This window comes from Rhodobacter ferrooxidans, assembly GCF_000176015.1.
In the GTDB taxonomy this organism is placed as follows: Bacteria; Pseudomonadota; Alphaproteobacteria; order Rhodobacterales; family Rhodobacteraceae; genus Pseudorhodobacter_B; species Pseudorhodobacter_B ferrooxidans.
In genome coordinates, this window is the sequence record NZ_ACYY01000003.1 from 1 (window position 1) to 21,383 (window position 21,383).

The 21,383-nt window shown below is 65.1% G+C and carries 26 protein-coding genes and 1 other RNA gene; 9 read left to right on the plus strand and 18 right to left on the minus strand.

Annotated features, from left to right (window positions below; all coding sequences use genetic code 11):
* The 5 genes from RSW2DRAFT_RS02830 to RSW2DRAFT_RS02850 form a co-directional block, all read right to left on the minus strand.
* A partial coding sequence (locus RSW2DRAFT_RS02830; protein WP_008027865.1) for an SPFH domain-containing protein occupies positions 1-900 on the minus strand: 900 nt, incomplete at its 3' end.
* 27 nt (positions 901-927) lie between these two features.
* A complete protein-coding gene (locus tag RSW2DRAFT_RS02835; RefSeq protein WP_008027866.1) occupies positions 928-1,881 on the minus strand; it encodes a DUF2927 domain-containing protein in 954 nt (317 codons plus the stop codon).
* A gap of 14 nt (positions 1,882-1,895) precedes the next feature.
* Positions 1,896-3,137, minus strand: coding sequence for a toxic anion resistance protein (locus RSW2DRAFT_RS02840; protein WP_008027868.1), 1,242 nt, complete (start codon positions 3,135-3,137; stop codon positions 1,896-1,898).
* A gap of 37 nt (positions 3,138-3,174) precedes the next feature.
* The gene (locus RSW2DRAFT_RS02845; RefSeq protein WP_008027870.1) at positions 3,175-4,086 is read right to left on the minus strand and encodes a 5-bromo-4-chloroindolyl phosphate hydrolysis family protein; all 912 of its coding nucleotides are present in this window, start codon (positions 4,084-4,086) and stop codon (positions 3,175-3,177) included.
* 176 nt (positions 4,087-4,262) lie between these two features.
* Positions 4,263-5,339: a pseudouridine synthase gene (locus RSW2DRAFT_RS02850; protein ID WP_008027871.1), complete on the minus strand. Its 1,077-nt coding sequence runs from the start codon at positions 5,337-5,339 to the stop codon at positions 4,263-4,265.
* 143 nt (positions 5,340-5,482) lie between these two features.
* Between RSW2DRAFT_RS02850 and RSW2DRAFT_RS02855 the strand changes: the two genes are divergently transcribed.
* Positions 5,483-5,938, plus strand: a complete 456-nt coding sequence (locus RSW2DRAFT_RS02855) for a nucleoside deaminase (RefSeq protein ID WP_040671497.1) — start codon at positions 5,483-5,485, stop codon at positions 5,936-5,938.
* 3 nt (positions 5,939-5,941) lie between these two features.
* Here RSW2DRAFT_RS02855 and RSW2DRAFT_RS02860 read toward each other — a convergent pair whose 3' ends face one another.
* Positions 5,942-6,805, minus strand: coding sequence for a LysR family transcriptional regulator (locus tag RSW2DRAFT_RS02860; RefSeq protein ID WP_008027876.1), 864 nt, complete (start codon positions 6,803-6,805; stop codon positions 5,942-5,944).
* Between the two features lie 146 nt (positions 6,806-6,951).
* On the opposite strand from RSW2DRAFT_RS02860, the gene RSW2DRAFT_RS02865 reads away from it, so the two are divergent.
* Both RSW2DRAFT_RS02865 and RSW2DRAFT_RS02870 read left to right on the plus strand, forming a co-directional pair.
* Complete coding sequence (locus RSW2DRAFT_RS02865; protein ID WP_008027878.1) at positions 6,952-7,191, plus strand: DUF1127 domain-containing protein; 240 nt, start codon at positions 6,952-6,954, stop codon at positions 7,189-7,191.
* A gap of 129 nt (positions 7,192-7,320) precedes the next feature.
* On the plus strand, positions 7,321-8,061 hold the full coding sequence (locus RSW2DRAFT_RS02870; protein WP_008027880.1) for a Bax inhibitor-1/YccA family protein: 741 nt from the start codon (positions 7,321-7,323) through the stop codon (positions 8,059-8,061).
* A 156-nt stretch (positions 8,062-8,217) separates the two neighbouring features.
* Here RSW2DRAFT_RS02870 and rpmG read toward each other — a convergent pair whose 3' ends face one another.
* From rpmG to gatC, 7 genes are all read right to left on the minus strand, one after another.
* On the minus strand, positions 8,218-8,385 hold the full coding sequence (gene rpmG, locus RSW2DRAFT_RS02875) for a 50S ribosomal protein L33 (RefSeq protein ID WP_008027883.1): 168 nt from the start codon (positions 8,383-8,385) through the stop codon (positions 8,218-8,220).
* A gap of 121 nt (positions 8,386-8,506) precedes the next feature.
* Positions 8,507-9,376: a class I SAM-dependent methyltransferase gene (locus RSW2DRAFT_RS17765; RefSeq protein WP_198008065.1), complete on the minus strand. Its 870-nt coding sequence runs from the start codon at positions 9,374-9,376 to the stop codon at positions 8,507-8,509.
* 139 nt (positions 9,377-9,515) lie between these two features.
* Positions 9,516-9,925: RNase P RNA component class A (rnpB, locus tag RSW2DRAFT_RS17105), an RNA gene on the minus strand.
* A gap of 12 nt (positions 9,926-9,937) precedes the next feature.
* A complete protein-coding gene (locus RSW2DRAFT_RS02885; RefSeq protein ID WP_008027886.1) occupies positions 9,938-10,582 on the minus strand; it encodes an N-acetylmuramoyl-L-alanine amidase in 645 nt (214 codons plus the stop codon).
* 63 nt (positions 10,583-10,645) lie between these two features.
* Positions 10,646-11,389, minus strand: a complete 744-nt coding sequence (locus tag RSW2DRAFT_RS02890) for a hypothetical protein (protein ID WP_008027888.1) — start codon at positions 11,387-11,389, stop codon at positions 10,646-10,648.
* A gap of 33 nt (positions 11,390-11,422) precedes the next feature.
* On the minus strand, positions 11,423-12,901 hold the full coding sequence (gatA, locus tag RSW2DRAFT_RS02895) for an Asp-tRNA(Asn)/Glu-tRNA(Gln) amidotransferase subunit GatA (RefSeq protein ID WP_156790620.1): 1,479 nt from the start codon (positions 12,899-12,901) through the stop codon (positions 11,423-11,425).
* A complete protein-coding gene (gene gatC / locus RSW2DRAFT_RS02900) occupies positions 12,901-13,188 on the minus strand; it encodes an Asp-tRNA(Asn)/Glu-tRNA(Gln) amidotransferase subunit GatC (RefSeq protein WP_008027892.1) in 288 nt (95 codons plus the stop codon). Before gatC ends, gatA begins: the two co-directional genes overlap by 1 nt.
* 251 nt (positions 13,189-13,439) lie before the next feature.
* Between gatC and RSW2DRAFT_RS02905 the strand changes: the two genes are divergently transcribed.
* The gene (locus tag RSW2DRAFT_RS02905; RefSeq protein ID WP_008027895.1) at positions 13,440-14,135 is read left to right on the plus strand and encodes a metal-dependent hydrolase; all 696 of its coding nucleotides are present in this window, start codon (positions 13,440-13,442) and stop codon (positions 14,133-14,135) included.
* A gap of 139 nt (positions 14,136-14,274) precedes the next feature.
* Here RSW2DRAFT_RS02905 and RSW2DRAFT_RS02910 read toward each other — a convergent pair whose 3' ends face one another.
* Positions 14,275-15,237 (minus strand): NADPH:quinone oxidoreductase family protein, encoded by a 963-nt coding sequence (locus RSW2DRAFT_RS02910; RefSeq protein ID WP_008027896.1) that lies wholly within the window; start codon positions 15,235-15,237, stop codon positions 14,275-14,277.
* Here RSW2DRAFT_RS02910 and RSW2DRAFT_RS17770 point away from each other — a divergent pair.
* From RSW2DRAFT_RS17770 to RSW2DRAFT_RS02930, 5 genes are all read left to right on the plus strand, one after another.
* Positions 15,223-15,612 (plus strand): hypothetical protein, encoded by a 390-nt coding sequence (locus RSW2DRAFT_RS17770; RefSeq protein ID WP_198008066.1) that lies wholly within the window; start codon positions 15,223-15,225, stop codon positions 15,610-15,612. The two genes, RSW2DRAFT_RS02910 and RSW2DRAFT_RS17770, sit on opposite strands and share 15 nt — an antisense overlap.
* Positions 15,609-15,971, plus strand: a complete 363-nt coding sequence (locus RSW2DRAFT_RS02915) for a helix-turn-helix domain-containing protein (RefSeq protein WP_008027899.1) — start codon at positions 15,609-15,611, stop codon at positions 15,969-15,971. The genes RSW2DRAFT_RS17770 and RSW2DRAFT_RS02915 overlap by 4 nt, the downstream gene beginning before the upstream one ends.
* Positions 15,972-16,030: 59 nt before the next feature.
* Positions 16,031-16,831, plus strand: a complete 801-nt coding sequence (locus RSW2DRAFT_RS02920) for an inositol monophosphatase family protein (protein ID WP_008027901.1) — start codon at positions 16,031-16,033, stop codon at positions 16,829-16,831.
* Between the two features lie 104 nt (positions 16,832-16,935).
* Complete coding sequence (locus RSW2DRAFT_RS02925) at positions 16,936-18,273, plus strand: 8-oxoguanine deaminase (RefSeq protein ID WP_040671516.1); 1,338 nt, start codon at positions 16,936-16,938, stop codon at positions 18,271-18,273.
* Positions 18,274-18,342: 69 nt separating this feature from the next.
* Positions 18,343-18,666, plus strand: a complete 324-nt coding sequence (locus RSW2DRAFT_RS02930) for a ribonuclease E inhibitor RraB (protein WP_008027905.1) — start codon at positions 18,343-18,345, stop codon at positions 18,664-18,666.
* A gap of 42 nt (positions 18,667-18,708) precedes the next feature.
* Here RSW2DRAFT_RS02930 and RSW2DRAFT_RS02935 read toward each other — a convergent pair whose 3' ends face one another.
* The 4 genes from RSW2DRAFT_RS02935 to RSW2DRAFT_RS02950 form a co-directional block, all read right to left on the minus strand.
* Positions 18,709-19,266 (minus strand): outer membrane beta-barrel protein, encoded by a 558-nt coding sequence (locus tag RSW2DRAFT_RS02935; RefSeq protein WP_008027907.1) that lies wholly within the window; start codon positions 19,264-19,266, stop codon positions 18,709-18,711.
* Between the two features lie 158 nt (positions 19,267-19,424).
* A complete protein-coding gene (locus RSW2DRAFT_RS02940; RefSeq protein ID WP_008027909.1) occupies positions 19,425-19,991 on the minus strand; it encodes an outer membrane beta-barrel protein in 567 nt (188 codons plus the stop codon).
* A gap of 158 nt (positions 19,992-20,149) precedes the next feature.
* Positions 20,150-20,716, minus strand: a complete 567-nt coding sequence (locus RSW2DRAFT_RS02945; RefSeq protein WP_008027911.1) for an outer membrane beta-barrel protein — start codon at positions 20,714-20,716, stop codon at positions 20,150-20,152.
* A gap of 136 nt (positions 20,717-20,852) precedes the next feature.
* Positions 20,853-21,311 carry a hypothetical protein gene (locus RSW2DRAFT_RS02950; RefSeq protein WP_008027913.1) on the minus strand — a complete coding sequence of 153 codons (459 nt, stop codon included), beginning with the start codon at positions 21,309-21,311 and terminating at the stop codon, positions 20,853-20,855.
* Between the last annotated feature and the right edge of the window lie 72 nt (positions 21,312-21,383).

The window sequence follows — 21,383 nt, forward strand, 5'->3', positions numbered from 1 at the left end:
GGCGGCAGGGGCTGCGGCGGCGGGGGCTGCGGCGGCGGGGGCGGCGCCCCAGGGCCCGACCTGCATCTGCTGCGCCATGCCCAGCCCGACCGCGGCGCCGATGCCCGCACTCATCGCCCCGCCCGCGCCCGAGGCCGGATTGCCCAGCGCCTCGGCAGCGTTGAACTGGGTGTATTTGGTCAGATCGCCCGCCAGCCCGACCGAGGTGCGCTTGTCCAGCACCTTTTCGACCTCTTCGGGCAGCGAGATGTTCTCGATGTAGAATTCCGGCAGCGTCAGGCCGTAGTCGGCAATCTTCGGCGCAATCGCCGTGGTGACGATCTTGCCCAGATCGGCGGTGTTTGCCGCCATGTCCAGCACCGGGATGCCCGAGGAGGCCAGCACCCGGCTAAGCTCCTGCATGATCACGTTGCGGATCTGGAAGCTGATCTCGTCGGCGGTGAACTCGCCATCGGTGCCGACGATCTCGCGCATGAATACTGCCGGATCGGTGACGCGCATCGAATAGGTGCCAAAGGCGCGCAGCCGCACCGGGCCGAATTCCGGGTCGCGGCAGATGATCGGGTTCTTGGTGCCCCATTTCAGATCGTTGAAGCGGGTGGTGTTGATGAAATAAATCTCGGACTTGAAGGGCGACTGAAAGCCGTGGTCCCAGTGCTGCAGGCTGGTCATGATCGGCAGGTTGTTGGTTTCCAGCAGATACAGGCCGGGGCCGAACACGTCGGCCAACTGGCCTTCATGCACGAACACCGCCGACTGGCCCTCGCGCACCGTCAGCTTGGCGCCGTATTTGATCTCGTGGCCCTCGCGTTCGAAACGCCAGACCATGGTGTCGCGGGTGTCATCGACCCAATGGATGACGTCGATGAACTGGCCGGTGAGGAAATCGAGGATACCCATGAAAGACTCCTGTGCGGAATTGTGGCCTTAACTTGCCCCGGCCATCAGCATCGAGGCAAGCGAGAAGATGATCGGGCGCGCTTCGGGTTCGGACATGCCGGGGCGCAGCGACGGGCTGTAAAGCAGGCGCAGCATCAGCTCGTCCTGCCGGGTCAGCAAGGCATATTCCTCGTCGTCGTTGAAGATCGAGGGCCGGGCGGTCGGGCTGTCGTTGGCCAGACCCAGGCCTTGGGCGATTTCCTCGTGCATGCACGAAAGCCGCAGCAGATCGGGGTGTTCGGCGCGGATCACCGCGAAGGCGCGGGTGTAGGCGGCAGAGTTGCCCTTGGACAGCGCATAGACGATGCAATAGGTCGAGCGCGGCAGATTGGTCAGCCCGGCCACATCCATCGGTGCCAGATCGGGCAGGGTGGCGGCAATCACCGGGCCAAGGGCGCGGCGTTCATCCTCGTTGACGATGTAGATCTGGAAATTGCTGGCACTGTCGGCCAGCGCGATCGGGTGGCCGGTCAGCCGCGCCATCCGCGCCAGATAGGAGGACACCTGGGCGGTGTCGATCGCCCGGCGTTCCGGCGGCACCGAGGCGCCGAAATGCAGACCGACCCGCACCGGCACCTCCCAGCGGCGCAGGCGGCTGACGGTTTCGCGCGCCACCAGCCCGGCACCGCTGTGCTGGTATTCGTCGAACAGCGCCACGCGGATGAAGTTTTCCGCCAGCATCCGGTCGGTGAACGGCGCATCCTGCCCGCCGCCATCGGTGCGCATCAAGCCCTGCGCCAGCAGGTCGGATTGCACATTGGCATAGTAAGCCCGCATCGCCTGACTTTCCGCCGAGGCCACCGGTGGCGGCGCGTCGATGCGCGGCGGCGGTGCCATCGGGCGTTGCATCACCGGCGTCGGCGCGCAGGCCGCCAGGGCCATCAGCGCCAGCGCAACCATGTGACCCTTGCGGGCAGAGATGCGGCGCTGGCAGTGGCTCATGCGGTGGTCTTTCCTCAGTTTGTCGTGGCCTCTGCAGCCTCGTCCGCCATTTCGGGGCGGGCCCGGGCCGCGGCCAGGGTGTCGCGCAGTTCGGTCTCCATCTTCTGCAACTCGATCTCGGCGGCTGCCCGCTTGGCCTTGCCCGCATCGGCAATCGCCAGGCTTTCATTGATGGTGGCCACCAGCGTGGCGTTGGCCTTCTTCACCGCTTCGATATCAAACACGCCGCGTTCCATTTCGGCGCGCACGATGCGGTTGCTTTGTTGCAGGTTCTCGGCGTTGGCAGTCAGCAGTTCGTTGGTCAGATCGTTTGCGGCCTTGATCGATTCCGCCGCCTCGCGCGACCGCTGGATGGTGACGGCCTGCGCCAGTTGGGTTTCCCACAACGGCACGGTGTTGACCAGAGTGGAGTTGATCTTGGTGACCAGGCTCTTGTCGTTTTCCTGCACCAGCCGGATCGAGGGCAGGGATTGCATCGTCACCTGCCGCGTCAGCTTTAGGTCATGCACCCGGCGCTCCAGATCGTCGCGGGCCGAGCGCAGGTCGCGCAGGGCCTGCGCCCGCATTACCTGCTGGGCGGCGGCGGTGCGGGCCAGATTGCGTTCCTCGGCCGGGATGACGTTGGTATCCAGATCGGCCAGCTTGGCCTCGCCCGCCGCGATGTAAAGCGCCAGTTCATCGTAGAACGCCAGGGTCTTGCCATAGAGGTTGTCCAGCGACTTGATGTCGATCAGCAGCTTGTGCTGGTGCATGTCCAGTTCGGCGGTGACCTTGTCGATCTGGGTCTGCACCTGTTCGAACCGGGCGATGAACTTGGCGATCGGCGCGGGCGAGCCCATGAACTTTTCCCACCAGCTTTGCTGGCGCCGCACGTCCAGTTCGGTGATCGAGAAGCCGCGGATGGTGGTCACGATATCGCGCAGGCTGTCGCCTGCGGGGCCGACATCCTTGTTCTGCACGCCTTGCAGCATTTCCTGGCTGATCACCTGCAATTCGGCCTGTGCCGAAGAGCCGAAAGAGATGATCGACTGGGTGTTGGCCATGTCGATCTCGGCCATGCGCTTGCGGATATCGTCGGCCAGCGGCTTGGGCGCCTCGGCCAGCGGCACGATCTCGGACACCGGCTCGGGCAGGAGGGTGTCGGTGACTTGCTGCAATTCGGCCAAGGTGGCGCTGGCCGCGGTTTCAACGGCGGCGACGGTTTCGGCGGCAGCTTCGGCAACGGTTTCAGCGACGGGTTGGGTGACTTCGGTCATGGCATTCACTCTCAATTGGGCGTCATGGCAGGACGCGTTATGCGGAGGTTTTGTCTTGCGGGTTTTCGAACTGCAGGCGCTCGCGCAGCACCTGAATTTCCACGTCCAGATTGGCGTGGTTGTTGCTCAGCAACGCTTTGGTGCGGCTGGCGAAATTGGTTTCAAGGTCGATCAGCAGCGCCTCGAAATCGGCGCGGGTGGTCGGGTTGCGGGTCTGGGAATAAAGCGTCGCGAACTTCTCGGTCGCGTCGCGCGCGCCCATCAGATAGACCGACAGATACTTGCGCGCCGCCGTCAGGTCGCCGGGGTCGTTCTCGACGGTGCGGAACAGGTTGCGGGCGATGGCGGCAAACCGCTCGACGCTGGTCTCCAGCCCACGGTCGCCGGCGCGCTTGATCGCGTCTTTCATGGCGGAAAGGTATTTCTCGGCCTCGTCCACCGCACGGGCCACCCGCTCGGTCTGAAAGCTGTCGATGCCCGCCATGCCCTTGTTGGCCAGCGGGTCGGGGCCGAAGGCGAAAAGATGCAGCGCCCCGCCGATCAGGCCAAACAGGATCGGGTAGATCAGGCCCTGCGCCGCCATCAGCCCGCCCAGCGCCAGCGCCACGCCGGTCAGGATCGAGCCCACGATCTTGCGCGGCATCGCCGGGCGGCGGGCAACGGCGCGGGAGTCGTAGGCCTCATGTGCCAGTATGCCCTCGCGGGTCAGCCAGGCCGCCAGCATCAGCAGGGCGGCGGCAGCAAGGCCCAGCACCAGACCGGCAGGTTCGCCGCTGAAGGCCTTGAACAGAAACACGAAAGGCGCTGCAAACAGCAGGTTCGATTTCGCCCCCGCCTTGGTGGGCCGGGCGCCGTCAAAGGCGTTGCGGCCCGATTTCGGGGTCTGCTGCGGCTGATCCTTGCCGACCGAGCCGTCCGGGCTGTGCTTGCCGCCGTAACGCTGCGCCATCATGCGCCTCCCAGGGTGGCGACATAGAGGATCAGCGCCAGAAGCAGGAAGAACGCCAGATTTTGCAGGCTGGTTCCGGACATGCGGCCTCTGACTTAGCTCTGTTCAACTCGAGGAAGACTATAAGCCAAGGGCTTGGCTGTGGCCAGAGGCAGGGTCGGTGGAAATTGCCGCAGTCATTCCCCCTTGCGCGGACCGGCGGGGGGCCGCCTGCCGGGGCTGCGCGGGGCGGGTTTGGCGCCCTCGTTGCGGCTGGTGGCTTTGGGGCCGGGGCCGGATTTGCCGCCCGGTTGCGCCTTGGCCCAGCCGGGGCCGGGTTTCACCGGCTTGGCGCGGGCCACCGGGGCTTCGGCAGCAGGTTTGGCCACGCCGCGCGAGGGTTTGGCGCCGGGTTTGGCGCCGGGTTTGGCTGGTGTGCGGGGGGCCAGCGTCCGTGTGGCGGGTTTCTTCGGCGCGGGCTTGCCCGAGGTGCTCAATTCCTCGTCCTCGGCGCGCGGATCGAAGCCCAACTGGTCGCGCAGCACCTTGCCGCGCACTTCCGCCACCTCGCCCGGTTGCAGATCGCCCAGCCGGAACGGGCCATAGGAGATGCGGATCAGCCGGTTCACCGTCAGGTTCAGCGCGAACATCGCCCGCCTGATCTCGCGGTTCTTGCCTTCGCGCAACCCGACGGTCAGCCAGGCATTGGCGCCCTGTATCCGGTCGATCACCACCAGCATCGGCTGGAACCGCTCGCCTTCGACGGTGATCCCGGCGCGCAAGGGTTCCAGGTCGGGGTCGGTCGGGTTGCCCTTGATCCGCACGCGGTATTTGCGCAGCCAGCCGGTCGAGGGCAGTTCCAGCCGCCGTTTCAACTCGCCATCGTTGGTCAGCAGCAGCAGACCTTCGGAGTTCAGGTCAAGCCGCCCCACCGCCATCACCCGCGGCAGGTCTTCGGGCATCTGGTCATAGATGGTCTCGCGGCCCTTTTCGTCATTGTCCGAGGTCACCAGACCCTCGGGCTTGTAGTAAAGCCACAGCCGCGCCGGTTCGGGGGCGGCGACGGGTTTGCCATCGACGGTGATGCGGTCCTTTGCGGTGACGTTCAGCGCCGGGCTGGTGATGACCTTGCCGTTGACGGCAACTTGCCCCAGTTCGATCATCCGCTCGGCCTCGCGCCGCGAGGCGATGCCGGCGCGGGACAGCACCTTGGCGATGCGGTCGCCTTCGGGCAGTGCGGGTTTCGGGGCTGGTTTTTTCGGGCTCTCGGTCATGGCGCATCCCTGCGGCTGAAGGGTCGGCGCGGGGGCGGCGACCGCCGGGGGCTTTGCACCCCCGGACCCCCGCAGGATATTTGAGCAAAGGTGAAGGAGCAAGGAGGCTTGTTTTGGCTGATGTTGCGGGGCATCACCGGGGCATGAGCGGGTTTCGCAGTCATATGGCGGCGGCGCTAGGGGAAGCGCGGGCGGCGGGTTTGCGGGGCGAGGTTCCCGTGGGCGCGGTGGTGGTGTCGCCTTCAGGCGTGGTGGTGGCCGTGGCGGGCAACCGGGTGCGCGAGTTGTGCGACCCGACGGCCCATGCCGAGGTGCTGGCGATCCGGGCGGCCTGTGCGGCGGCGGGCAGCGAGCGGCTGGTCGGGCATGATCTTTATGTGACGCTGGAGCCGTGCCCGATGTGTGCCGCGGCCATCTCGCTGGCGCGGATCGGGCGGCTTTACTATGGCGCCGCCGATCCGAAATCGGGCGGGGTGGCGCAGGGGACGCGGGTTTTCAGCCATCCGCAATGCCACCATGTGCCCGAGATTTACGACGGAATTGGTGCAGAACAGGCGGCAGACCTGCTGCGGGACTTCTTTGCCGACCGGCGTGGCTGAGGGTCAGACGGCACTCTGTCGGGCATAGGCGCCCCGGATCAACCCGGCCAGCGCCGTCACCGCCGGGCTGTGCGCCGGATCGGCCACATAAAGATTGACCTTCTGCCGCGCCAGATCGGGCAGGCTGCCGCCGTGCTGCACCCGCTCGACATAGGGCGGCTCGGACCCCGCCAGCACGGTATGCACCGCAAGGTCGGCACTGACGCAGGCCTCGATGGCGCGGGTGCTGTCGCTTTCCACCGCCATTTCCCAGCCGATGCCGGCAGCATCCAGCGCCGCCTGCACCCCCTGGCGAAAGATGCAGTCGCGCGCGAAGGCCAGCCGCAGCGGCCGGGTTTTCCAGGCATGGCCGCCCGCCGCCCCGATCCAGACCAGCGGCAGTTCCACCAGCGTCTCGCCGCCCATACCGACCCCGTCTTCGGTGGTCAGGATGATGTCACATTCACCCCGCCCGAACTGTGCAAGCAAGGTCTTGGTGAAGGACGACAGCAGCGTCACCTTCATCTTGGGGTAATCGACGTTGAATCGGTGCAGCACCTGCGGGATCACCGGATAGACGATGTCATGCGGCACGCCCAGCACCACCTCGCCCTCGAAAGCGTCATGGGTCAGCCGCCCGAAAGCCTCGTCGTTCAGGGCCAGCATCCGCCGGGCATAGCCCAGAAGTTGCTCGCCCGCCGCCGTCAGCGCCATCCGCCGACCCGATCGGTCCAGCACCTCAAGCTGCAGGGAATCCTCCAACCGCTTGATCTGCATGGAAACCGCCGATTGCGTCAGGTTCAGGAACCCCGCCGCCCGCGTCACCCCGCCGGCATCGGCCACCGCCACGAAAGACCGCAGCGTCGTCAGATCAAGATTGCGCGTCATATCACTTTCCTTGATGCCAGAGGTCAAAACCATTCACTTTCCAAATGTCTCCGATTCGGGCAGTATGATCAAGCAAATTGATGGCAACACGCCACCAGATCACCATGGTTAATGCCTCCGGGCTGATACCTCCGAAAGGAAAGCCGATGTTCGCCTCGCTTCACACCGCACACCGGGTTACCGACCGGCTGCAAACCACCACCCATGCCGGGATGCTCGGCCACCTGATGCAGAACCTGCGCCAGGCCGCCGCCCTGCGCCACCAACGCCACACTCTGGCCGAACTGGACGACGCCACGCTGGCCGACATCGGCCTGACCCGCGACCAGGCGCTGGCCGAGGCGGCGCGGCCGCTGTGGGACGTGCCCGCCACCTGGCGGCGCTGAGACAGTTTGCCCTCTTCAAGCTTTTCCGCCGGAAATCCTTGAAATCGGCAGCCATGCCCCCGATATTGGCAGCACAGGGCGGGTCTGAGCTTCAGGTCCGCCCAACGCAACACCAACGGAGGCTTACTGATGGCTGAATATGACACGATCCGTTCGGTCGGCGCAGGCGCCCGTGCTGCCCAGATCGACGCGGGGCTTCGCGCCCACATGAACAAGGTCTATGGGCTGATGTCCGTGGGCATGCTGCTGACCGGCGGCGTGGCTTGGGCCGTCGGCACCAGTGACACGCTGCTGTCGATCCTGCGCAACCCGGAAACGATGCAGCCCAACCTGCTGGGCTGGATCGTGATGTTCGCGCCGCTGATCATGGTCTTTGCCTTTGGCGCGCTGATCAACCGGCTGTCGGTGGCGGCGGCGCAGCTGTTCTTCTACGCCTATGCCGCGGTGATGGGCCTGTCGCTGGCCTGGATTTTCGCGGTGTTCACCGGCGTGTCGATCGCGCAGACCTTCCTTGTGACCTCGATCGCCTTCGCGGGGCTGTCGCTTTATGGCTACACCACCAAGCGCAACCTGTCCGCGATGGGCACCTTCCTGATGATGGGCCTGATCGGGCTCTTGGTGGCGATGGTGGTCAACATCTTCGTCGCCTCGTCGGCGCTGGCTTTTGCCATCTCGGTGATCGGCGTGCTGATCTTTGCGGCGTTGACCGCCTATGACACCCAGACCATCAAGAACACCTACCTGCAACACGCGCAGGCCGGCGATCAGGAATGGCTGGGCAAGGCCGCGATCATGGGTGCCTTGCAGCTGTACCTCGACTTCATCAACATGTTCATGTTCCTGCTGCAATTCATGGGCAACCGCGAATAACCGACAGCTTCGGAACAGATGCAAAGGGCCGGTGGCAACACCGGCCCTTTTGCTTTGCGCCGCTCCTCCGCCCCGCCGGGGCGTCCTCGCTGACCCCCATAATGCAAAAGGCCGCCCCCGAGGGTGCGGCCCGTCTGGTCGGCGTGGAGGCAGATCCTACTTGATCTTGCCTTCCTTGTATTCGACATGCTCGCGCTTGACGGGGTCGTATTTCTTCACGACCATCTTTTCGGTCATGGTGCGGGCGTTCTTCTTGGTGACATAGAAGTGCCCGGTGCCTGCCGTCGAGTTCAGACGGATCTTGATCGTCGCCGGTTTGGCCATGGTCGTATCTCCTGAAGCCGGGAAACCAGCGTTCCCCGCGAAATCCTTGAAGCCCGCGTTTTACCCATGCGGCCGCCCGAGTCAACAGCAAAAGCACCGCACGGGGGCTGCGGTGATCAGGTCATCCGGTGGAGGTGCCGGCCTTTGCGGTCGCGGCCTTGGCCTTGGGCGCGGCTTTGGCCTTGACCGTGGCTTTGGGGGCCGGTTTGGCCTTGGCTTCTGCCTTTGGTCTGGCTTCTGCCTTCGGTGCCGGGGCGGGCTTCGGCTTGGCGGCGGCCTTTGGTCTGGCCGTTTTGGCGGCTGCGGGAACCTGCGCTTCGGCTGTCACGGCGCTGCGGGTAAAGACCACGACGCGGCAGGGGTAGTCGGCTTCGGTGCTGCGGTCCAGCACGCCGCTGACCTGCCCCAGATCGCCGCAGGATTCCGCCAGTATCCGCATCAGCCCGGCTTCGGTGGCGCCAAAGGGGTCCAGCGCATTGGTGGTGCGCGGCTGGTGCCCGGCCGAGTGGTCCAGCAGCAAGACCCCGCCCGGCTTCAGGCTCTCGACCCAGGCGCGAAACGCCTTGCCGGGGTCATAGGCATGGTCCCACGAGTTGGAATAGACGAAATCGGCCTTGCCAGCCCAGGCGGGATTGGGCTCGTGGAAATCCCATTGCACGGTGTTGGGAAACTGCGTGGCGGTTTCGGAAATATCGGTGCCGATCACCTCGGCGCCTTTCAGCACGCGGCGAAACCACGCCTGTTCCTTGCCGCGCCGCACCCCGTGGCACAGCCCGAAGCCGACCTGCCCAAGCGCCTCGGTCAGGTGGCGGGCCAGAAAGAAGATATGGCTTTTCTTGACATATTGCGCGCCGAGCTTGGCCTTGTTGCCCGCCTCTTGCACTTTGCGATAGGTGTCATAGTCGGGGTAGGAGAACAGCACGTAATCCTCGCCCTCCTGCCGACTGGCGGTTGCCAGTTGCTCGGCGTCGCTGACAGCGCGCCTGAACATGCCTTTTGCCATGGAAATCTGCCCCTTTTGCCCGCCATTGCGGGTTTTGGCGAAACGATACCGCATCCGCGCGGCGATGCAACCGGGATCGCCGGGCTTGGGCTGTGAAACCGGGCTGGTGGACAAAGCGGCGGGCCAGATGCGCGGATGGCCTGTAAGCCGGATTTTGTTCCAGGACTTGCGTCCCTTCGATGACCATTCCTCTGGCCCCGCCGTTACCGGCGGGATCTAGCTGCCAACCCGGGCCTCTGGGCTGAAGCGTCCCTGTGGCGGTATCTTCGGGCTTGCACCCGATGACCAGCCCACGCGAGGCCCCTATTCGGCATTGCTCCGGGTGGGGCTTGCCGTGCCAGTTCTGTTGCCAGACCTGCGGTGGGCTCTTACCCCGCCGTTTCACCATCACCCCGGACCTTGCGGCCGATGGGGCAGACTGTTCTCTGTGGCGCTTTCCCTCGGGTTGCCCCGGCCGGGCGTTACCCGGCACCCTTGCCTCATGGAGTCCGGACTTTCCTCGCAGGGTTGCCCCCACGCGGTCATCCGGCCATCCGCGCGAGCCGGGGCTTACGCCGGGCGGGGGGTCACGTCAACGGGAAAGCGGTCGGCCAGATCGGTGGCCATCGCCAGATCGACGCTGTCCAGCGGCCCACGCGCCCAGGGGCGGAACCGCAGCCGGAAGGCGGCCAGCAGGGTTTCGGGGGCCAGATCAGGGTAGCCAAAGCCGCGCAGGGCGGCATGGAAGGCCGCCGTATCCACCATGGAGGGCAAGTCTTCCAGATCGACCTGCGGCCAGACCGACAGCCCGGCCCGTGCCAGCCGGTGCCAGTCGAACCGCGGCCCCGGATCACCCTTGCGCCCCGGCGCCATGTCGGAATGGCCGATCAGCCGCTGTGGCGCGATCTGCCAGCGGCCCATCACATCGGCCAGCAAGGCCTCCAGCGCCAGCATCTGCGGCGCGGCAAAGGGTTGGCTGCCGGAATTGGCCAGCTCGATGCCGATGGAGCGCGAGTTCACGTCGCTGACGCTGCCCCAGGCCCCGGCCCCGGCGTGCCAGGCCCGCAACTCCTCGGGAACCAGTGCCAGCACCTCACCGTTTTCGGCAATCAGGTAATGCGCCGAGACCTCGGTGGCCGCGTCGCAAAGCCGGTCGCGGGCTTCGGCGCAACTTGGCATCGCGGTGTAGTGCAGCACCACCAGATCGGGCAGCACCCCATCCCGCCTTGGCCCGCAATTGGGCGAGGGGTATTCAGCGTAAAGCGGCACCGCCCGGCCTTAGTTCAACGCGGCGCGGAACGGTCGCGGATCCCATGAGCAGGCATAACCGTCGCCATCCGGGTCGATGCCCTTGCGGTCCTTTTCCGGCCCGCCTGAGGCCAGGAATTCCTCTTGCGCCTTGTCGGGCGATCCGAATCGGGCACAGGTCTTTTCGGGGTTGTTCAGTTGCAGCGCCGAGCGCTTGTACATCGGCGTGCCAACCGGATGGCTGGTGGACAGCGCGAATTGCACGATGCTGGGGCCAGTATCGCCCACCCGTTCGGGCAGGGCGGTGGGCTGGATCACCTGATACTGGGCGCGGTTGCGCGCCAGCCGCTCGGCATCGGACTGGATGGTTTCGCGCGAGGAAACGGCGCTGAAATCCTGCTCGTCAGAGATCGCCGCCGAACCTGGCGTCACCTCGCCGGACTGTTGCTGGATGCCCATCGGTGCATCGCCGCGCGGCCGGTCTGCCGCCAGCGGTCCGGCCCCGGGTTGCGCGATGGCGCCATAACCGGCGGCCGGTTGTGCCGGAAGGGGCGTGCCCATCGGGCTGCCTTCCGCCGCATTGATCGCCTCGCCCATGCGTTGGGTGGAAAACTCCGGCGTCGCCGGCGCGACCGAGGTGCCATTGGCCAAAGCCGCCTCGCGCTGGCGCAGGTAGGTCGGGTAATCCTGGAACCCGGCACCGGAATCCGGCACCGTGGTGGGGCCGCAGGCGGCAAGGCCAAGGGCCACGAGCATGACAGAGGGCAGACGCATCAAGGTTATCCTGCAAAGCATTTCAGTGGCGCCTTACCACCATTTTTCCGGCTTGGCCACAAAGCCCGCCGCCCGCTCCAGCACATAGGCGTGATTGAGCAAATCCCCTTCCTCCCACGGCCGCCCGATCAGTTGCAGCCCCAGGGGCAGCCCCTGCGCGTCCAGCCCCACCGGCACCGCGATGCCCGGCAGCCCCGCGAGGTTCACCGTCACGGTGAACACATCGTTCAGATACATCTCGACCGGGCTGGCATTGGCCATCTCGCCCAGCCCGAAGGCGGCAGACGGCGTGGCGGGGGTCAGGATCGCATCGACGCCCGCCGCAAAGGCCTGCTCGAAATCGCGCTTGATCAGGGCACGCACCTTGCGGGCGCGGTTGTAATAGGCGTCATAGAACCCCGCCGACAGCACATAGGTGCCGATCATCACCCGGCGCTGCACTTCGGCGCCAAAGCCCTCGGCGCGGGTCTTTTCATACATCTCGGTAATGCCGTCACCCGCCGCCAGCTTGGCGCGGTGGCCATAGCGCACCCCGTCATAGCGCGCGAGGTTGGAAGACGCCTCGGCAGGCGCCACCACATAGTAGGTCGGCAGCGCATACTTGGTATGCGGCAGCGAGATATCGACGATCTCGGCCCCGGCATCGCGCAGCATCGCCGTCCCCGCCGCCCACAGCTTTTCGATCTCGGCAGGCATGCCGTCCATACGGTATTCGCGCGGGATGCCGATCCGTCTGCCACGAATGTCGCCGGTCAGCGCCGCCTCGAAATCCGGCACCGCCAGATCGGCGCTGGTGCTGTCCTTGGGGTCATGCCCCGCCATGCAGCCCAGCATGATCGCGGCATCGCGCACCGTCTTGGTCATCGGCCCGGCCTGATCCAGGCTGGAGGCAAAGGCCACGATACCCCAGCGGCTGACGCGCCCGTAAGTCGGCTTGATCCCGACAATGCCGGTAAAGGCCGCAGGCTGGCGGATCGAGCCGCCGGTATCGGTGCCGGTCGCCGCCAGACACAGGTCTGCCGCCACCGCCGCCGCCGAGCCGCCCGAAGACCCGCCCGGCGTCAACTCGCGGTCATCGCAGCGCCAGGGGTTGACCACCGGGCCATAGCACGAGGTCTCGTTACTGGACCCCATGGCAAACTCGTCCATGTTCAGCTTGCCCAGCATCACCGCGCCCGCACCGAAAAGTTGCGCGGTCACGGTAGATTCGTATTCCGGCTTGAAGCCCTTCAGGATGTTCGAAGCCGCCTGCGACGCAACCCCTTTGGTGCAGAACAGATCCTTGATCCCCAGCGGAATGCCACAGAGCGACGGCGCATTCCCCGCCGCCAGCCGCGCATCCGCCGCCCGCGCCTGTTCCAGCGCAATCTCGGGCGTCTTGTGCACAAAGGCCCCCAGCCCGTCGCCCGCGTCGATGGCGGTCAGACAGGCCATGGTCAGATCGACCGCCGTCAGATCGCCCTTGCGCAAGGCATCGCGGGCCGCCGCAATCGTCAGCTTGTTCGCGCCCATCATTCCACCACCTTCGGCACCGCAAAGAACCCCTCGCGCGCATCCGGCGCATTGGCCAGAATCTGCGCCTGGATATTGCCATCCGTCACCACATCGGCCCGCCGCACCAGCCGCATCGGCGTGACTGATGTCATCGGCTCGATGCCGGTCACATCGACCTCACCCAACTGCTCCATGAAGTTCAGTATCCCCGACAACTCGCCGGCAAGGGCGGCCAGATCGTCCTCCTCCACCCGGATGCGCGCCAGATGCGCCACCCGCCGCGCGGTATCAATGTCGATGGCCATGGCCAAACCCTTTCAGGACTGTTTCGCCCCGTTTAGCCGCGCGCCCAAGCCTGTGCAAGCATCTGCCCGGGCAAAGCTTCTACATTGATCCCGGCGCTCCGCGCGTTCGGGCCTGAAACGCTCCACTGGAGCATTTCCGGGACGGCCCTCACCCCCGCCGGAGGCCCGATCGGCGGTCCCTTGCCCAGCCGGTTAGCGATTGCGCCCATTCCGGTGTAGCCTGCCCCGAACCCGACCCGAAGGAGACCGCAATGCTCATCACCTGGCTCGGCCATTCCGGCTTTCGCATCGAGATCGAACAGGCCACCCTGCTGATCGACCCCTGGCTGACCGGCAACCCGATGTTCCCCGCCGCCCGCCGCGCCGAGGCCTTGCAGGGCGCCACCCACATCCTGCTGACCCACGGCCACGGCGACCATGCCGGTGACGCGCTGGCATTGGCTAAGGAACTGAACATCCCGCTGGTCGGCATTTACGACCTGATCACCTGGTATGAAACCCGCGACGGCGTGCAGGGCATCGGCTTCAACAAGGGCGGCACCGTCACCTTAAACGGCGCGCAGGTCACCATGGTCAACGCCAGCCACTCCTCCTCGGTCAGCAGCGATGCCGGCCCGGTCTATGCCGGGCACGAGGCGGGCTACATGATCGCGGGCGAGGGGCATACGCTGTATCTGTCGGGCGATACCGACATCATGGCCGACATGGGCTGGATGGCCGAGTATCACCAGCCCGACATCGGCATCCTGTCGGCAGGCGGGCATTTCACCATGGACATGAAACGCGCCGCTTACGCTGCCAACAGATATTTCAACTTCAAGACCGTGATCCCCTGCCACTACCGCACCTTCCCGCTGCTGGCGCAGGATGCATCCGAGTTGCGTGCAGGCCTGCCGCCCGGCGTGGCGCTGATCGAGCCGCAGGTGCTGGAGCCGATCCGGTTCTGAGGCGAAAAAGCCGGGGGGCTGTCTGCCCCCCCCAGCCCGGCCACGGGCCGGGCGTTCGTCGCTGAAAACCTTCCACGGATCGGTTTTCCGGGCGCGCCTCACCCCCGAGGATATTTTCACAAAGGTGAATAAAAGGGGGTCAGGGCATGGTCACCACCACCTTGCCGGTGGTCTGGCGGCTGCGCAAAAGCTCCAGCGCCTCGGGGGCACGGGCGAAGGGCAGGGTGGCGCCGATATGCGGGGCCAGGCTGCCCTCGGCAAACCATTGAAACAAGGTGGCGAGGCTTTGGGTCAGCACCTCGGGGCGGAACTTCAGATAGCCGCCCCAATAGAGGCCGATCACCGACAGGTTTTTCACCAGCAGCAGATTGGCCGGGATCTGCGGCACCTTGCCCGAGGCAAAGCCGATGCTCAGCAACCGGCCTTCGGGCTTGCAGGCGCGCAGGGCGTCCAGGAACGCATCGCCGCCTACCGCATCATAGACCACATCGACGCCGCCCAGTGATTTCAGGGCGGCGCGCAGGTCGGGGGCGCCGCTGTCGATCAGCAGATCGGCGCCTGCGGCCTTGGCCACCGCCAGCCGGTCGGCACCACGGGCACTGGCGATCACCCGCGCGCCCATCCGCTTGCCGATCTCGACCGCCGTCAGGCCGACGCCACCGGCCGCGCCCAGCACCAAGAGCGTCTCGCCCGGTTGCAGGCGGGCGCGGTGGTCCAGCGCCAGATGGCTGGTGCCATAGGCGATCTGAAAGGCGGCGGCCTGGGCAAAGCTCATGGCCTCGGGCAGCGGGATGCAGCGGTCGGCGGCAAAGCAGCCATGCGTCGCCAGCCCCCCCTGACCAGCAAACACCGCGACCCGCGTGCCGATGGCGGGGCCTGGGGTGTCGGGGCCAAGCGCCTCGACCGTGCCCGCAAGCTCCATGCCCAGGGTGAAGGGCAGGGCGGGGCAATCCTGATATTTGCCCTCCAGCATCAACAGATCGGCGAAATTCAGCCCACAGGCGGCGATCCGCAAGGCCACCTCGCCCGGTCCGGGTTGCCGTAACGGCAGGTTGCGCAATCGCGGCGGTTGATCAAAGGCATCAAGTTGCAGGGCGTCCATCGGCTTCCTCGACAGTGGGTTTCACCGGGTTTATACACGGACCAGCGCAAAAAATATTTGCTTTTGTGGCCGGAATGGTGGAAAATCTTTTCAAAATGGGAATTTGATTGCATAAACGTTGCAAAACGCAATGCAAAGTGCAAAACCCTTTTTACGCGAGTCCACGTTTACCAAAGCGCCCTTGGGGCGAAAATCGCCCGCCTGCGTGGAATACTTGTTCGCCTGTATAATTGGACATATCCAAAAAGACAGGTTTTGGTGGCAAAAACCCGCCCCATGAAAAAAACTTCATTAACAAAGGAAAAATGCGATTTTGGCATGGAAATTGCTTATGTAAAGGCAAGACACGATGTAACCGAGTGGAGATTTGAATGAAACACCCCGTGGACGCGCATGTTGGCAAGCGTATCCGTCACCGCCGCTGGATGGTGGGCATGACGCAGCAGCAACTGGCCGACCGTGTCGGTATCAAGTTCCAGCAGATTCAGAAGTATGAGACGGGCATGAACCGCGTCAGCGCCTCGCGGCTGTGGGACATTGCCGAAACGCTGGGTGTGGCGATCAGTTTCTTCTTCGAGGGCATCGACGAATCCCGCGAAGCCAGCAAGACCATGGACGGCGATTTTCTGGCCGACAAGGAAGCGCTGGAACTGGTGCGGTCGTATTATTCGATCCCCGAAGCCCAACGTCGCCGCCTGTTTGATCTGGCGCGGGTGCTGAGCGACGCCGCCTGACCTGACTTGACCGGGGCGCTGCGATTGGGTAGCGCCCGAGGGGCAGGCAGGGGGCAATGATGGCAGCAATTTCTGAAGCAGAGCAGCGCGAGCTGATCGCGGTGGCGGCCGAACTGGCCGATGCCGCACGGCAGGCGACGCTGCTGCATTTCCGCGCGCCGGGGCTGGATGCCGAGAACAAGGAAACCGACCGCTTCGATCCGGTGACGGTGGCGGACCGGCTGTCCGAACAGCGCATGCGCGAGATTCTGGCGCGACGTCGGCCGCAGGATGGCATCCTGGGCGAAGAAATGGGCCGCACGGCGGGCAGCAGCGGTCTGACCTGGGTGCTGGACCCGATCGACGGCACCCGCTCCTATCTGGCGGGCACGCCGACCTGGGGGGTGCTGATCTCGGTCGCTGACGAAACCGGGCCGGTCTATGGCCTGATCGACCAGCCCTATATTGGTGAACGGTTCGAGGGCGGCTTTGGCCGGGCCGAAATGGTCGGGCCGCATTGGCGCCGCGCGCTGAAGACCCGGTCGGCGCGGCCGCTGTCCGAATGTATTCTGATGAGCACATTTCCCGAAGTCGGCACGCCGGAAGAAGGTGCCGCCTTTCGCCGTCTGGTGCCGCAGTGCCGCCTGACCCGCTATGGCACCGACTGCTATGCCTACGCGCTGATCGCCGCGGGCCATATTGATCTGGTGGTCGAGGCGGGCTTGCAGGCCTATGACGTGCAGGCGCCGATTGCGGTGATCGAGGCGGCGGGCGGCATTGTCACCGACTGGCAGGGCAGGCCTGCGCCGCAGGGCGGGCGGATTCTGGCGGCGGCCAATGCTGCGGTGCATGCGGCGGCTTTGGCGGTTTTGAACGGCTGAGCCATTCACCTTTGCTCAAATATCCCCCGCGGAGCGTATTAACTTGCAGCGGGTGCCTCCGGCGGGGATATTTTCGCGAAGATGAATGTGGGGGCGGTGTGATGATATCCGAGATTCTGATCCGCGGTGCGGCGGCGGTGGTCACCATGGACCCGGCGCGGCGCGAGATTGCGGGCGGCGATGTGCTGATCCGCGGCGGGGTGATTGCGGCGGTGGGGCAGGGGCTGGCCACCGCGGGCCGGGTGATCGAGGCGCGGGGTTGTGTGGTCACCCCCGGCTTGGTCAACACCCATCATCATTTGTATCAAAGCCTGACGCGGGCGGTGCCGGGCGGGCAGGATGCCTTGCTGTTCGGCTGGCTGAAAACGCTTTACCCGATCTGGGCGCGGTTCGGGCCGGAGGAGATGTTCGTCTCATCTCAGGTCGGGCTGGCGGAACTGGCGCTGTCGGGCTGCTCGATGACCTCGGACCACCTGTATCTGTTCCCCAACGGCGCGCGGCTGGATGACACCATCGCTGCGGCGCGCGAGGTGGGCTTGCGGTTTCATCCGACCCGCGGCGCGATGAGCATTGGCGAAAGCGATGGCGGGTTGCCGCCGGATGCCTTGGTGGAAGGCGAGGCGGCGATATTGGACGACTGCATCCGGGTGGTGGATGAGTTCCACGACGCGTCCGAGGGGGCGATGCTGCGGGTAGGGCTGGCGCCGTGTTCGCCGTTCTCGGTGTCGCGCGATCTGATGCGCGAGGCGGCGCTGCTGGCGCGCGACAAGCGGGTGATGCTGCACACCCATCTGGCGGAAAATGACGAGGATGTGGCCTATAGCCTGGCGAAGTTCGGCTGCCGTCCGGGGCAATATGCCGAAGACCTCGGCTGGACTGGCGACGATGTCTGGCACGCCCATTGCGTCAAGCTGGACGCGGGCGAGATTGGCCTCTTCGCCCGCTCCGGCACGGGCGTCGCGCATTGTCCCTGCTCGAACTGCCGGCTCGGCTCGGGCATTGCGCCGCTTCGGGCGATGCGGGATGCCGGGGTCAAGGTTGGTCTGGGGGTGGATGGCTCGGCCTCCAACGATGCGGGCAACCTTATCGGAGAGGCGCGGCAGGCGATGCTGTTGCAGCGGGTCAGCCTTGGCGCCGATGCGATGAGCGCGCGCGAAGCGCTGGAGGTGGCGACACTGGGCGGCGCGCGGGTGCTGGGGCGCGGCGATTGCGGCGCGCTGGAGCCGGGCAAGCGGGCGGATGTGGCGATCTGGGATGTCTCGGGTATCGAGGCGGCGGGGGCCTGGGATCCGGTGGCGGCGCTGATCCTGTGCGGGCCGCGGGCGGTGCGCGATCTGATCGTCGAGGGGCGGCAGGTGGTGGGCGACGGCCAGTTGCTGACGCTGGACCTGGCCGCCGTGCTGGCGCGGCAGAACCTCCTCGCGCGGCGGTTGATGGGCTGACGCATCGCCCCTTGTGCCGGGCGCCGCAATTCGGGATGCTGGTGCAGCAATCATTCGAACGGAGGACGCATGTCCCACGATTACAACGCCCAGCGCGCCGAAACCTTCGAAACCTTCGAGACCATGGGCAAGGAGATCACCCTGCCCAAGCGCGCGGTGGTCGATTTCCAGTTCTACCCCGAGGAAATCGAGGCCGACTGGGACGGGCTGGAGGCCGCCCTGCGCGAGAAGGGTTTCACCACCACCCGCTATGAGGACGAAGAAACCCTGGACGCCAGCATCGGCCCGATCGAGGTGACGCCCGACTCGATCTGGAAATGGGAGAAGCTTGCCACCGAAGTGGCGCTGAAGTTCGATTTCAACCCCGATGGCTGGGGCATGGTGGAGGACTGACAGGCCAGGGGGCAGCCGGAAAAAGGCTGCCCCGGCCTTGTCCTAGAAGGCGAAGCTGAAGCCGACGATCACGCTGGTATTGTCGTAGTCTTGCGAGACGCCGTGGATCATCGCGTCCGCGAACGAGGACTGGTATTTCACCGCGGTGAACAGGTTGCCCGCGCCCATCTTGTAACGCAGGCCAAGTTCAAGTTGGCCACCCGCCACGGTATCGCTGCCGCCAAACGGTGCCGGGGCGACATACTTGAGGTTGATCGCACCAAGGCCAGCACCAACATAGGCCTCGGCGGCACCGCCCAGCGGGAAGGCATAGCGGGCATTGAGCATCAGCGAGGTGCTGTCCAGACCCGTGGTGAAGCCGGTGTAATCCACCGATGTGGCCATCAGGTCGAGACCGACCTCAAGCCCCTGCACCCACGAGGTGTTGTAAACGCCGACACCAAAGGTGGTGCCCTGATCGGTATCCCAGTTGCCGGGCCCGTAGCTGAGCGTATTTTCAAGCGATGCGCCGCCATAGATCTCGGCGCTCCAGTTCTGGGCGGCGGCGATGCCGGTCGAGGCGGCAAGGATAACGGCTGTGGTTGCGAGAATTTTTTTCATTTTGCGGACTCCTTCGAATGAATGGAACGCAGGTTATGAACCTGCTTCACAATACACCCGTTGCCAGGCCCAAGGAACCTCATTCGCGGCAATTCACCGATGTTTGTCACAGGGGCCACGGCGGCAAACCGCCACAGCCCCCGGTCGCCGGTCCGGCGTCAGAAGTTGAAGGCGTAGCCGACGATCACGCTGGTGTTGTGGAATTCCTGGGTTACGGCCTTGATCCTGGCATCCTCGAACGCAGCCTGATACTTGACCGCCCCGAACAGGTTGCCCGCTGCCAGTCTGTAGCGCATGCCCAGCTCCACCTGGCCACCGGCCACCACATCGCTGCCGGTATAGGCCGGGAACATGGACGCACCATCGTAGTGCACGTTGATCGCGCCCAGACCAGCCCCGACATAAGCCTCGGCCGCGCCGCCCAGCGGGAAAGCATAGCGGGCATTGAGCATCAGCGAGGTGCTGTCGACGCTGTCAATATCGACGGTATAGCCGACATTGGTGTACATGACGTCGATCCCGAGCGCCAAGCCCTGCACCCAGCCGGTGTTATAGACGCCAAAACCAAGGGTCGTGCCCTGATCGGTGTCGTAAGAGATGCCACCATATTTCAGCGTGTTTTGCAACGAAGCGCCGCCATAGATTTCGGCGCTCCAGTTCTGGGCGGCAGCGATGCCGGTCGAGGCGGCAAGGATAACGGCTGTGGTTGCGAGAATTTTTTTCATTTTGCGGACTCCTTCGAATGAATGGAACGCAGGCTATGAACCTGCTTCACGATACACCCGTTGCCGGGCCCGCGGAACCTCATTCGCCGCAAATTACCGATTTTGCTCAAAGGGGCCGCAGCGGCAAACCGCCACAGCCCCCGGTCGCCGGTCCGGCGTCAGAAGTTGAAGGCGTAGCCGACGATCACGCTGGTGTTGTGGAATTCCTGGGTTTCGCGCTTGATCCTGGCATCCTCGAAAGCAGCCTGATACTTGACCGCCGCGAACAGGTTGCCCGCCGCCATTTTGTAGCGCATGCCCAGTTCCAACTGGCCACCGGCCACCACATCGCTGCCGGTAAAGGCCGGGTAAGCCGACGCACCGTCGTAGTGCACGTTGATCGCGCCCAGACCGGCCCCGACATAGGCCTCGGTCGCGCCGCCCAGCGGGAAGGCATAGCGGGCGTTCAGCATCAGCGAGGTGCTGTCAACACTGGTCGGATACCCGATATAGCCGACATTGGTGTACATGACGTCGAGCCCGAGCGCCAAGCCCTGCACCCAGCCGGTGTTATAGACACCAAAACCAAGGGTCGTGCCCTGATCGGTGTCGAAAGACATGATGCCGTATTTCAGCTTGTCTTGCAGCGACACCCCGCCGTAAATCTCGGCGCTCCAGTTCTGGGCGGCGGCGATGCCGGTGCTGGCGGCAAGGATGAACGCGGCAGTCGCAAACAACTTCTTCATCTGACTCTCCAGATATTAAGGCCAATCCGGTCCTGAGGATCGGCAGTTCGACTATAATGATGCGCATCCTAGTCGTATTTTCGACAAAAGAGAACACGCGGCCCGGAAAAGCCCGTTCCAGTTGCTGTGCCGCATATCAGCCGCGGCGGCTGCCGGGGTCGATCAGCGACAGCACCACCAGCACGGCAGCAGCACCGACATAGACGTAAAGCCCGGGTTCGATGTAGGGCTGTACCGCTTTCAGGATCGCCTGCCAGTCGCCGGTGGTCGGCAACGGCAGGCCGTAGGTCTGCGCCTTGGTCATCGCGCCATTGGCGACATAGCCGATCACCCCCAGCGGCGCCGCCCCCGTCAGCAGCGCAAGCACCCGCGGGGCCAGCCCGAACAGCGCCACCAGCGCCAGAAACCCCGCCAGCGCGAAGGTGGCAAGGAAAGACAACAGCAGGCTGTAGCCGTCCTTGCCCTCGGCGCCGGTCATCTGGCCCAGCAGGTCGTTGGGGGTAAAGCCCTGGCCGGTGGGCAGCGCCAGCCACGGCAGCCAGAAGCTGATGGCGATGGCGGCGGCAAGCAGGGTGACAAGCGGAGTGAAGCGCATGGCGATGGGCCTTTCGCGGAAGGGTCGCGGCCACCCTAGGCGCGGGGACGGGCTGGCGTAAAGCACCATTGC